We start from the raw sequence: 12,049 nt of genomic DNA, 5'->3' as shown, positions 1-12,049 counted from the left end.
CCCGCTCACGCGCCAGGTTTCTTGATATAGATCGTCGTTACAGGCGGCTACTGCTCAATAGCGTAACTGACCTGGACCACAACCCGGTAACTGTTTTCTCCCGCCATGACCGGCACTGCGCCGGCCACGGCGTCCGCAGCCATGGCCCGTTCCAGGCGGTAATGCTGCGGCATGGGCACATGCATCTGGTCCGATAGCACCAGCACCCTGCCCAACTTGACGCCTGCCGCCTCGGCCATGGTCCGGGCCTTGGCGATGGCATCCTCCACTGCGCGGGTCCGGGCATCGGCGAGAGCGGCCGACGGGTCTTCGTTGCCAAACTGGACACTACCGCCCTCGTTGACTCCCAGGGTGACAGACTCGTCCAGCAGCGAGCCCAGTTTGCCGAGATCGCGCACTTTCACCTGCAGGCTGTTGCGCACCGTATAGCCGACCAGTTGAGGCGGGTGTTCGTTACGCGGCTTGGGGTAGGTATAGCGTGGCTGAATCGAAAAATCACGGGTTTGCAGGTCTTTCTCGGCGATTCCCGCCGCCCGCATCGCCGCGACCACCTCGGCCATGGCTGCGGAATTCTGGTCCAGGGCATCTCTGGCGGTGGCGGCCTCGCGCATCACTGTCAACTGCAGGGTCGCCATATCCGGCGCCAAGCTGGCCTCAGCCTGGCCCGACACCCTGATATGGGGAGGGGGACTATCCGCTTGTGCGGTCAATGACAGCAAAAGCAGGGCCGTCGCGGCAAGCGCGACGACGACCGGATTTAGAATCTTGTTCATGAGTGAATGCTCCTTTCATGGCTGCGCTGCTGTTCAAGCAGCAGTGAAACGGCCGGCGAAAGTCCGTCGCCGCCCGCTTGCGCGTAGGCTGCCAACTGCTGACGCATGGCAGGGGTCCAGAATTTCTGCAGGTGTTCTGCAGTTCTGCGCGCTGCCTCGTTTAGATTGCGCTGCTCACCAAAGTTCAGCGCGATCTGGTTGGCCATTGTCACAAGATGGTCGATCTGCTGCCCTGTCATCGATTCGCCGTTCCCGAAATTCTCTGCTCGCCACAGTACACGACCTGGCGCCCGGGCTGCACGAAGCCAACCAGGGAAATGCCCGCCTGCCTGGCCTGTTCTACCGCCAGCGCCGTCGGGGCCGAGACCGCGGCCAGCACCGGTATGTTACAGGCGGCCGCCTTGGCCACCATTTCGTAACTCAGGCGACTGGTGAGCAACACAAAGCCGGATCTATCGCAGTCCTGTAGCGCCATGGCGCCAAGCAACTTGTCCAGCGCATTGTGGCGGCCCACATCTTCCCGCATCAGCCGTATATCACCAAGGCTGTCGCACCAGGCGGCACCGTGCACACCACCGGTCAGCGAGCGTAGTTGCTGTACCGCGCCCAATCCGTCCAGGGCGCGCTGCAGCGCACCGGGCTCGAGCCGGATATCCGCCTGGATGACCTCCGGGGCAGCAATGGCCTGGGCCAGGGATTCCACCCCGCAGAGGCCACAGCCGGTGCGCCCGGTGAGGCTGCGCCGACGCCGCTTCAATTGTGCGAAGGGCTCGGCAGTGATCTCCATGACCAGTTCCAGGCCCTGCTCCCGCTCTATGACTTCCAGGCCGATCAGCTGCCCCGGGTCACGCAGAATGCGCTCTGACAAGCTGAACCCCAGGGCCAGGTCGGCCAGATTCGCCGGGGTCGCCATCATTACCGCGTGCGAGATGCCGTTGTATACCAGGGCGACCGGCGCTTCCTGGACCACAGCGTCGGTGTCCCGCGACAGTTTGCCCTGCTGCCAGACCGTGCGCGGCAGGCTGACGGTGGCTTCAGGCATCCATCGTGGCCTCGACAAGCAACTGGCGCTGGCGCTGATCAAATTGCTGCTGCCTTGCCTGCCAGGCCGATGGTTCACTGACCCGGGTGGCCTGCACTGCGGTGACCTTGTACTCTGGACAATTGGTGGCCCAGTCTGAACTGTCCGTGGTCACCACATTGGCACCGGATACCGGGTGATGGAAGGTGGTGTAAATCACCCCCGGCCTGACCCGGTCGGAAATTTTCGCGCGCAGAACCGTGGTGCCCACCCGACTCTGGATACCGACCCAGTCGCCGTCGTTAATGCCGCGTTCCTGGGCGTCGTGATGGTGAATTTCCAGTACATCCTGTTCATGCCAGGTGCTGTTGGGAGTGCGCCGGGTCTGGGCCCCGACATTGTACTGGCTGAGAATGCGACCGGTGGTCAGCAACAGCGGGAAGCGACGATTGGCCCGCTCGTCGGTTGGGACATACTCGGTCACCGCGAAATACCCCTCGCCGCGAACAAATGCGTTCACGTGCATGGTCGGCGTACCCCTGGGTGCGCGTTCATTGCAGGGCCACTGGATACTGCCCAACTCATCCAGCAGTGCGTAGCTGACACCCTCGAAGGTGGGTGTCAGCCTGGCTATCTCATCCATTATTTCCGCCGGATGGCCGTAGTCCATGGCACAGCCCAGTGCCCTGGCGAAAGCAATGGTTGCCTCCCAGTCGGCCTTGCCCGCCAGCGGTGTCATCACCTTGCGGACCCGGGAAATACGCCGTTCGGCGTTGATGAACGTGCCATCCTTTTCCAGGAAAGAAGCACCCGGCAAAAATACGTGGGCGAACTTCGCGGTTTCGTTGAGAAAAATGTCCTGCACTACCAGACAGTCCAGCGCGCCGAGGGCAGCTTCGATATGCTGGGTATTGGGATCCGACTGGGCCACATCCTCGCCCTGGCAGTAGAGACCGCGAAACTCACCGTCCACAGCCGCGTCGAACATGTTGGGGATGCGCATGCCCGGCTCGGGATCCAGTTCCACCTGCCAGGCGGATTCGAACAGGGCACGGGTCGCGGCATCAGAGACATGACGGTAGCCCGGTAATTCGTGGGGGAAGGAGCCCATATCGCAGGAACCCTGCACATTGTTCTGACCGCGCATGGGATTGACCCCCACGCCTTCACGCCCCAGATTGCCCGTCAGCATGGCCAGGTTGGCTATACCCATGACCGCGGTGGAACCCTGGCTGTGTTCGGTCACCCCCAGTCCGTAATAAATAGCACCGTTGCCGGCGGTGGCATACAGCCGGGCTGCCTCCCGCAGCAGCACAGGGTCGACACCGGTCGCCTGCTGCAGCGCCTCCGGTGACTGCGCGGGGTCGGCGATAAAGGCTTTCCACTCTTCGAACGGAGTCTTTTCACAGCGGCTTTCGATGAATTCAACGTCGTGCAGGTTCTCGGTGAGGATAACGTGCGCCATGGCATTGAGCACCGCGACATTGGCCCCGGGGTTGACCGGCAGGTGGTAATCGGCGCGGATATGCGGCGCGTTCACCAGTTCTATCCTGCGTGGGTCGATAACAATCAGCCTGGCGCCCTGGCGCAAGCGTTGCTTCAGGCGCGACCCAAAGACGGGGTGCGCCTCGGTAGGATTGGCGCCCATGATGATGGCCACATCGGTTTTTTCCACCGAGGCGAAGGCCTGGGTGCCAGCCGACTCCCCGAGGGTGGTCTTGAGGCCAAACCCGGTGGGTGAATGACAGACCCGGGCGCAGGTATCGACGTTGTTATTACCAAAACCCGCCCGCACCAGTTTCTGCACCAGGTACACTTCCTCGTTCGTACAGCGGCTGGAGCTGATGGCGCCGATACTGTTGCGCCCGTACTTCGCCTGAATGGCGCGAAATTTATCCGCGGCGAAATTGACCGCTTCGTCCCAACTCACCCGCCGCCAGGGCTCATCGATATGTTCCCGGATCATGGGCGCGGTAATACGGTCGGGGTGGGTGGCATAGCCAAAGGCAAAACGGCCCTTGACGCAGGCGTGCCCTTCGTTGGCCTTGCCGGCCTTCCAGGGTGTCATGCGCACCACCTGCTCGCCCTTGACCTCGGCGCGAAAGCCGCAGCCAACGCCGCAGTAAGCACAGGTGGTAATCACCGAATGCTCCGGAATGCCCTGCTCGATAATACTGTTTTCAGTGAGGGTAGCGGTGGGACAGGCACTGACACAGGCACCGCAGGAAACGCACTCGGAATCCAGGAAGTCGACACCACCGGCACTGACTCTGGAATCGAAGCCGCGGCCCTCGATGGTCAGGGCAAAGGTGCCCTGGGTCTCCTCACAGGCGCGCACGCAGCGGGAACAGACAATGCACTTGGCGGGATCGAAGGTGAAATAGGGATTGGACTGGTCTTTTTCGGCGGCGAGATGGTTGGCGCCATCAAAACCGTAGCGCACTTCCCGCAGGCCAACCTCACCGGCGGTGTCCTGTAGCTCGCAATCACCGTTGGTGGGACAGGTGAGGCAATCCAGTGGATGGTCGGAGATATAGAGTTCCATGACCCCGCGACGCAGTTTAGCCAGTTCCGGTGTCTGCGTGCGCACCGCCATACCGTCTTCCACCGGCGTGGTGCAGGAGGCGGGATACCCTTTACGGCCATCTATTTCCACCAGGCAGAGGCGGCAGGATCCGAAAGCCTCCAGCGAATCTGTGGCGCAGAGTCTGGGCACCTTGATACCGGCCAGGGCGGCAGCCCGCATAACCGAGGTGCCTGCGGGCACCGCCAGGGTCACGCCGTCGATGCTCAGGCTCACGCTCTCGCTCGATTCGACGGGCGGAGTGCCGTAATCCTGTTCGGGTTCGTAGTAATGCAACATAACGCTCTCCCGCCTCAGGCGAAATCCTCCGGAAAATATGTCAGGGCACTGCGCACCGGTTGCGGGGTCATTCCGCCCATGGCACAGAGGGACCCCATTTCCATGGTGTCACACAAATCCTCCAGCAGGCTGAGGTTGGCAGCGACGGAATCGCGGGCGATGATTTTGTCTATCACTTCAGTTCCCCGCACCGAGCCCAGCCTGCAGGGTGTGCATTTGCCGCAGGACTCCTCAGCGCAGAAAGCCATGGCGAAACGGGCCTGCCGAGCCATGTCCACGGTATCGTCAAACACCACAACACCCCCGTGGCCCAGCATACCGCCGGCCGCCGCGAAGGCCTCGTAATCCAGCGGGGTGTCCCACAGGGATTCATGCAGGTAGGCCCCCAGCGGTCCACCGACCTGGATGGCACGCATTGGCCTGCCGGAACGGGTGCCTCCCGCATAACAGTCGAGCACCTCTCGCAGTGTCACGCCGTAAGGTATTTCAACCAGTCCACCCTGGCGTACATTACCCGCCAGTTGCAGGGTCAGCGTGCCCCGCGATCGGCCCTGGCCGAGGGCGGCGTAGGCCTCGGCACCATCGGCCATGACGGTGGCGGCCGCAGCCAGGGTAAGCACGTTGTTGACTACCGTGGGCTTGCCGAACAGGCCCTGGATTGCCGGCAGTGGTGGTTTTGCCCGCACCACACCCCGGCGCCCCTCCAGGCTTTCCAGCATGGCAGTTTCCTCACCACAGATGTAGGCACCGGCTCCCTGGCGCAATTCAAGATGGAAGCAGTGGTCGGTTTCACCAATGTTGTCACCGAGATAACCGGCGGCCTCCGCCTTGCCAATAGCAGTGTGCAGCACCTCCCAGGTATGGGGGTACTCCGAGCGCAGGTAGATATAGCCCTGCTGCGCTCCCACTGCGAGACCGGCAATAATCATCCCCTCGATCAACTGGTAGGGGTCGGCTTCCATTAACAGGCGATCGGCGAAGGTTCCCGAGTCACCCTCGTCGGCATTGCAGGCAATGTACTTCTCACTGCCCGGCGCTTCGAGCACGGTTTGCCACTTGATGCCGGCCGGGAAGGCCGCGCCGCCCCGGCCCCGCAGGCCGGATCGGGTGATTTCATCAACGATATCCTCAGGGGGAAGATGCAGCGCATGCTCCAGGCCGTCGAAGCCATGGCGGGCGAGATAAGACTCCAGGCACAGGGGGTCATCCAACCCGGCGCGGGCAAATGTCAGCCGCGTCTGGCCGGCAAACCAGGGATGTTCCTCCAGTTTTCCCAGGTAACGGGAATGGCGCGGCCAGCGGGCAACATCCATCGCCAGTATCTCAGGTACCTCAGCGGCGTCCACCGGCCCAAAGCCGACACGCTGTCCATCCCGCTCGATCTCCAGCAGCGGCTCGAGCCAGAAAGCGCCCCGGGAACCATTGCGAACCAGGGTGGCTTCGTCTCCCCGGGCAGCGAGTGCGGTGCGCACTGCGTCGGCCACGCCGTTGGCGCCAACCGCGATTGCCGTGGTATCTCGGGGCACCAGGTAACGGGTGTTCATCCCCTCTCCTCCGTGGTCCGCAACCCGGCGATCAGCGCCCTCAATCGGCCGGCATCCAGCCTGGCATAGGTTTCGTTGTCGATCCGTACCGACGGTGAGCAGGCGCAGTTGCCAAGACAGTAGACCTTTTTCAGCTCCACGGCCCCATCGTCTGTCACCTCGCCGAAGTTCACCCCCAGGGCATCCCGGGCCACCTGTTCCAGCTCCAGGCCACCGCTTGCCTGGCAGGATTCAGCCGCGCACACCTGCAGGGAGTGCCGCGCACCCGGCCTGGTACTGAAATCGTGATAGAAGCTGACCACCCCGTGCACTTCCGCCGCCGACAGGTTCATCACCTCGGCGATGCCGGGGATCGACTCCGGGGGTATATAGCCCAGGTCCTCCTGGATGTCCTGCAACAGGGGGAGCAATCCCCCGGGGGTATCCTGGTACTGGCACAGCAACTGGGCCAGCAGTCTTTCAGTTTCCAATGATGCCTCGCTTACCGCCAGTCGGGTGCTGTGAGTATGGCCTAAAATGGCGGAGCCGTCAGGCTCCCGCTGAACTCAGAGGTGGGCGGCGTGGAAGGCGATGTGATCACCGATAAAACTGGCGATAAAAAAGTAGCTGTGGTCGTAACCAGGCTGCATTCTCAATTCCAGTGGATAGCCCGCACTGCTTGCCGCCTGCGCCAGCAATTGCGGCTTGAGCTGCTCCTGGAGGAAGTTATCGGCATCTCCCTGGTCCACCAGCGCCGGCAGTTTTTCCTCGGCGGTGCGCATCAATGCGCAGCTGTCGTGAGCCGCCCAGGCGTCCCGGTCATCACCCAGGTAATTACCCAGGGCCTTCTCGCCCCAGGGGCAGGCCAGCGGCGAACAGATGGGCGAGAACGCCGAGACAGAGCGGAATCGTCCGGGGTTTTTCAGGGCGATAGTGAAAGCGCCATGACCGCCCATGGAATGTCCGGAAATCGCCGTCCGCGAGGCGTCGACGGGACACGCATCGGCCACCAGCGACGGCAATTCGCTGACCACATAGTCATACATGTGATAGTGCTTTGCCCAGGGGTCCTCGGTGGCGTTGACGTAAAAGCCCGCTCCAAGACCGAAATCCCAGGCGCCCTGGGGATCGTCCGGTACGTCCCCGCCACGTGGACTGGTGTCCGGTGCCACCACGGCAATACCATGCTCTGCCGCATAGCGCTGGGCGCCGGCCTTGGTCACAAAGTTTTCATCCGTACAGGTGAGGCCCGACAGCCAGTAGAGCACAGGTACCTTGCCCTGCGCCGCCTGTGGCGGCAGGTAGACGGAGAACGTCATGTCGCAGTCCAACACGGCCGACCGGTGCTGGTAGCGCAGTTGACGGCCGCCGAAGCAGCGGTTTTCAGCGATTTTTTCCATTGCCAAGCGCCTCAGTACAACACCACGGAGCGGATACTTTCCCCCGCGTGCATCAGGTCGAAGGCCTTGTTGATGTCATCAAGCGGCATGGTGTGGGTAATCAGGTCATCGATGTTGATACGCCCATCCATGTACCAGTCGACAATTTTGGGGACATCGGTGCGGCCGCGGGCGCCACCGAATGCCGTGCCTTTCCAGCTGCGCCCGGTGACCAGCTGGAACGGCCGGGTGGAGATTTCCTGGCCGGCACCGGCAACGCCGATAATGCAGCTCTCTCCCCAGCCCTTGTGACAGGCTTCCAGGGCCTGGCGCATGGTGTTCACGTTGCCGATACACTCAAAGGTATAGTCCAGCCCGCCGCCGGTGATCTCCACCAGGTGACCGACCACGTCGTCCACTTCCTTCGGATTGACGAAGTCGGTCATGCCGAACTTTTTCGCCAGCGCCACTTTATCCGGGTTGATATCGACACCGATAATGCGCGAGGCGCCCACCATCTTTGCTCCCTGGATCACGTTCAGGCCAATACCGCCAAGTCCCCAGACGGCGACCGTTGATCCCGGTTCCACTTTCATGGTGAAGGCCACTGCGCCAATGCCCGTGGTTACGCCACAGCCGATGTAGCAGATCTTGTCGAAGGGCGCGTCCTCGCGCACCCTGGCAAGGGCGATCTCCGGCATCACCGTGTGATTGGCAAAGGTGGAGCAGCCCATGTAATGGAGAATCGGCTTCCCGTCCAGGGAAAAGCGACTGCTGCCGTCCGGCATGACCCCCCGGCCCTGGGTTTCACGAATGGACTGGCAGAGGTTGGTCTTCGGGTGCAGGCAGAAGTCGCACTCACGGCATTCCGGCGTGTAGAGCGGAATGACATGGTCGCCGGGCTTCAGGGACGACACGCCGGGTCCCACGTCCACCACCACGCCGGCGCCCTCGTGACCGAGGATGGCAGGAAATGCACCTTCCGGATCGTCACCGGACAGGGTGAAGGCATCGGTGTGACAGACGCCGGTTGCCTTGATTTCCACCAGGACCTCGCCCGCCCGGGGACCCTCCAGGTCGACATCACATATTTCTAGTGGTTTGCCCGCCTCAAAGGCCACAGCAGCACGTGTTTTCATCAGGATCTCCCCCGCCTTACCGGTCAATGTTTCAAAACGCCAGTGTAATTAGCTACCATAGGCAGGATAAACCCCCAGACTTGCACCTCACTGTTGCACAACAGCAACAATAAGGAAGACCTTATGGCAACCCACCGCTGGGAAAGTATAGAAGCCTTTGAACGCGTCGTACGGCTGGGCAGCTTCACCCGGGCGGCAGAGGATCTCGGGGTGTCGCGCTCACACGTCAGCCGGCAGATCAACGCGCTGGAAAATCGCCTTGACGCACAGCTGTTGCTTCGCACCACCCGCAAGGTATCCACCACCGATGCCGGCCGGGCGTTTTACCTGCAATGCCGGCAAATCCTCGACAACCTGGAAGAGGCCGAGCAGGCGGTACTGGATCTGCAAGCGCGACCCCGCGGTATTCTGCGGGTGACTGTCGCCGGGGCTTTTGGCGAGGACTTTGTCGCCCCGGCGGCGCTGGATTTCATGTCCCAACACGGCGACCTGTCGGTGGAGCTTCACTTCAGCAACCGACTGCGAGACCTGATCTCGGAGGGGTATGACCTCGCCATTCGCGCCGGCACGCTGAAGGACTCCTCGTTGATCGCCCGCAGGATCAGCAGCCGCAAACTGCTTACCTGTGCAGCGCCGGATTACCTCAGGCGCAATGGCACCCCCGGCACCATTCACGCGCTCACCAACCATAACTGCCTGCTGGGCACCCTCGACACCTGGCGCTTTCAGGAAAACGGCCGCCACCAGGACCTGCGGGTGAGCGGCAACTGGCGCTCAAACAATGGTCGTGCGCTGCTCCACGCCGCCCGGACGGGGCTGGGGCTGGTGCAATTGCCGAGTTTCTACCTGGCGGAGGACCTCCGGGCGGGAAAACTGATCCCGGTGCTGGAGGGGAACAACCCGACCGACACCGGCGTCTGGGCGGTATATCCACACAACCGCCACCTGTCGGCCAAGGTTCGCCTGTTCGTGAATTTTCTGGCGGACAGATTCGCCGAGTAAGCACTGAACACACTGCTGCCGAAGCTGTATACTCAATGTCTTTGCTATCACCACCTGCGGGGAACATCCATGTCTGAACTGGTCACTATCGATATCAACGACCACGTCGCCCACGTCCGGCTCAACCGTCCGGAAAAAATGAACGCCCTCAACTGGCCGATGTTCGATGCCATCACGGCAGCCGGGCAGGAGATGTCCCGCAACAAGGATGTGCGCGCGGTCGTACTGTCGGGTGAGGGGCGCGGTTTCTGCGCCGGCCTTGATCTGGAGAACTTTGCCGGCTTTGACGTCGACGGTGATTTCTTCGGCCCCGGTAAAGGCGGCTTCTGGCCCAACTACTACCAGTCGCCCGCCTACGTGTGGAAGTCCGTGCCGGTGCCGGTCATCTGCGCCCTGCACGGAGTGGCTTACGGAGGCGGTTTCCAGATCGCCATGGCAGCCGACATCCGCATCGCCCAGCCAAGCAGCAAGCTCTCGGTTATGGAAATCAAGTGGGGGCTGATTCCCGACATGTCCGCTTCGCAAACCCTGCGTGACCTGGTGCGACTGGATGTTGCCAAGGAACTCACCTTCACTGGCCGGGTCGTAGAGGGTACCGAGGCAGCCAGCCTGGGGCTGGTGACGCGACTGGATGAGGATCCGGTTGCCGCCGCCCTCAACCTGGCATCCGATATCGCCGGTCGCAGCCCGGACGCCATCACCTGCGGCAAGTATTTGCTGGACAATACCTGGCACGGGAGCGATATCGAGGGTCTCCGGGTCGAGGAAAAGCTGCAGGCACGTATCATTGCCAAAGCCAACCAGATGGAATCCGTCATGGCGGGAATGGAGGGACGGCCCGGGAACTATGCACCCAGACACATTGACACCTTTGAGGACATAGACAACGTATGAGCAGTAATGGCAGCAGCTACTCCCCACCGCGGGTCTGGACCTGGGATGCCGAGAACGGCGGCCGCTTCGCCCATATCAACCGCCCCGTCGCCGGCGCGACTCACGACAAGGCCTTGCCGGTAGGGCAACACCCGCTCCAGTTATATTCCCTGGCGACGCCCAACGGGGTCAAGGTCACGGTCATGCTGGAGGAATTGCTGGCGCTGGGCAAGCACGAGGCAGAATACGATGCATGGCTGGTAAACATTACCGAGGGTGACCAGTTCAGCAGTGGTTTTGTCGCCGCCAACCCCAACTCCAAAATTCCTGCCATGGTGGACCACAGCACCACTCCCCCTACCCGGGTCTTCGAGTCCGGCGCCATCCTGATGTATCTTGCGGAAAAATTTGACGCTTTCCTGCCCGCGGACCCCCAGGCGAGGGCAGAGTGCCTGTCCTGGCTGTTCTGGCAGATGGGCAGTACGCCCTTCCTGGGCGGCGGGTTCGGGCATTTCTACGCCTACGCCCCTGAAAAATACGAGTATCCCATCAACCGTTACACCATGGAGGTCAAGCGCCAGCTGGATGTGCTCGATCAGCGCCTGGCCGAAGCCCCCTACCTGGCGGGCGAGGAGTACAGTGTCGCCGACATGGCGGTCTACCCCTGGTATGGCGTGCTGGTGACCGGTGAAATTTATGACGCCCAGGAATTCCTGCAGGTCGACAGCTACACGCATGTCAGGGCCTGGGCGGAGAACATTGCCGCCCGCCCTGCCGTGCAGCGCGGTGAGCGGGTTAACCGGGTCTGGGGACCGGAGGAACTGCGTGTGCCCGAGCGCCACGCCGCCAGCGACCTCGACTGACCGCTATGGCCTGAACGTGACGACACCGGAGCCAATCAGGGAACAGAAACGCATGGGCCTGGGCATGATGATCATGGCCTGGGTGGTATTACTCGGCTTTGGCGTGATGTTCTTCGGTGACGTGCTGGAAAAACAGTTCAACCCCAACCAGCAGTTGGAAACGCGTTACTTGGCGGAGGGCGTGCGCGAAGTGGTGCTGCAGCGCAATCGCTTTGGCCATTATGTCACCGCAGGGAGCATTAATGGCAAACCGGTGACGTTTATGCTGGATACCGGCGCAACCGGCGTGGCCATTCCCGAGGCGGTGGCCCGGCGGCTGCAACTGTCCCGGGGACGCCCCTACCGCACCCAGACCGCCAACGGTGTTTCTACCAGCTACGCTGCAGTGCTGGACAGCGTGGCGGTAGGCGACATTGAGCTGCGCAATGTGCAGGCGGGCATCGCCCCAGGGCTGCTGATGGATGAAATCCTGCTGGGTATGTCGTTCCTGAAACACATCGATTTCACCCAGCGTGGCGACACCCTGATTCTGCGGCAATATCCCTAGTCCAGGTACGCCCAACTGTCGGCACCGTCAAAATGACGCACCCGCAGATGGGCGATCTGCTCCGGT

12 protein-coding genes are annotated in these 12,049 nt (G+C 62.0%); 4 read left to right on the top strand and 8 right to left on the bottom strand.

Features of this window, described 5'->3' with window-relative positions; all coding sequences use genetic code 11:
* Nucleotides 1-47 precede the first annotated feature (47 nt).
* The 8 genes from E2F43_RS08835 to E2F43_RS08800 all read right to left on the bottom strand — a co-directional run bounded on the left by E2F43_RS08835 (nt 48) and on the right by E2F43_RS08800 (nt 8,698).
* Nucleotides 48-773, bottom strand: coding sequence for an SIMPL domain-containing protein (locus E2F43_RS08835; RefSeq protein ID WP_133211771.1), 726 nt, complete (start codon nt 771-773; stop codon nt 48-50).
* Nucleotides 770-1,012 carry a formate dehydrogenase subunit delta gene (locus E2F43_RS08830; RefSeq protein WP_133211769.1) on the bottom strand — a complete coding sequence of 81 codons (243 nt, stop codon included), beginning with the start codon at nt 1,010-1,012 and terminating at the stop codon, nt 770-772. Before E2F43_RS08830 ends, E2F43_RS08835 begins: the two co-directional genes overlap by 4 nt.
* Nucleotides 1,009-1,815 (bottom strand): formate dehydrogenase accessory sulfurtransferase FdhD, encoded by an 807-nt coding sequence (fdhD, locus tag E2F43_RS08825; RefSeq protein WP_133211767.1) that lies wholly within the window; start codon nt 1,813-1,815, stop codon nt 1,009-1,011. The genes E2F43_RS08830 and fdhD overlap by 4 nt, the downstream gene beginning before the upstream one ends.
* Complete coding sequence (gene fdhF, locus E2F43_RS08820) at nt 1,808-4,657, bottom strand: formate dehydrogenase subunit alpha (protein WP_133211765.1); 2,850 nt, start codon at nt 4,655-4,657, stop codon at nt 1,808-1,810. Before fdhF ends, fdhD begins: the two co-directional genes overlap by 8 nt.
* A 14-nt stretch (nt 4,658-4,671) precedes the next feature.
* Nucleotides 4,672-6,201 carry a formate dehydrogenase beta subunit gene (locus tag E2F43_RS08815; RefSeq protein WP_133211763.1) on the bottom strand — a complete coding sequence of 510 codons (1,530 nt, stop codon included), beginning with the start codon at nt 6,199-6,201 and terminating at the stop codon, nt 4,672-4,674.
* On the bottom strand, nt 6,198-6,671 hold the full coding sequence (locus E2F43_RS08810; protein WP_238946820.1) for an NAD(P)H-dependent oxidoreductase subunit E: 474 nt from the start codon (nt 6,669-6,671) through the stop codon (nt 6,198-6,200). The genes E2F43_RS08815 and E2F43_RS08810 overlap by 4 nt, the downstream gene beginning before the upstream one ends.
* 75 nt (nt 6,672-6,746) lie before the next feature.
* Nucleotides 6,747-7,580 (bottom strand): S-formylglutathione hydrolase, encoded by an 834-nt coding sequence (fghA, locus tag E2F43_RS08805; RefSeq protein ID WP_133211761.1) that lies wholly within the window; start codon nt 7,578-7,580, stop codon nt 6,747-6,749.
* 11 nt (nt 7,581-7,591) lie between these two features.
* Nucleotides 7,592-8,698, bottom strand: coding sequence for an S-(hydroxymethyl)glutathione dehydrogenase/class III alcohol dehydrogenase (locus E2F43_RS08800; protein WP_133211759.1), 1,107 nt, complete (start codon nt 8,696-8,698; stop codon nt 7,592-7,594).
* A gap of 123 nt (nt 8,699-8,821) precedes the next feature.
* Here E2F43_RS08800 and E2F43_RS08795 point away from each other — a divergent pair, with 123 nt between their 5' ends.
* The 4 genes from E2F43_RS08795 to E2F43_RS08780 all read left to right on the top strand — a co-directional run bounded on the left by E2F43_RS08795 (nt 8,822) and on the right by E2F43_RS08780 (nt 11,983).
* A complete protein-coding gene (locus tag E2F43_RS08795) occupies nt 8,822-9,700 on the top strand; it encodes a LysR family transcriptional regulator (RefSeq protein ID WP_133211757.1) in 879 nt (292 codons plus the stop codon).
* Between the two features lie 69 nt (nt 9,701-9,769).
* Complete coding sequence (locus E2F43_RS08790) at nt 9,770-10,594, top strand: crotonase/enoyl-CoA hydratase family protein (protein ID WP_133211755.1); 825 nt, start codon at nt 9,770-9,772, stop codon at nt 10,592-10,594.
* A complete protein-coding gene (gene yghU, locus E2F43_RS08785) occupies nt 10,591-11,436 on the top strand; it encodes a glutathione-dependent disulfide-bond oxidoreductase (protein ID WP_133211753.1) in 846 nt (281 codons plus the stop codon). The genes E2F43_RS08790 and yghU overlap by 4 nt, the downstream gene beginning before the upstream one ends.
* Complete coding sequence (locus E2F43_RS08780; protein WP_238946819.1) at nt 11,399-11,983, top strand: retropepsin-like aspartic protease family protein; 585 nt, start codon at nt 11,399-11,401, stop codon at nt 11,981-11,983. Before yghU ends, E2F43_RS08780 begins: the two co-directional genes overlap by 38 nt.
* The last annotated feature ends 66 nt before the right edge of the window (nt 11,984-12,049 follow it).

The sequence above is a fragment of the Seongchinamella unica genome (assembly GCF_004354085.1).
Classification (GTDB): domain Bacteria; phylum Pseudomonadota; class Gammaproteobacteria; order Pseudomonadales; family Halieaceae; genus Halioglobus; species Halioglobus unicus.
The sequence above is the reverse complement of the archived record's forward strand: the minus strand, read 5'-3'. Positions and strand labels throughout refer to the sequence as shown.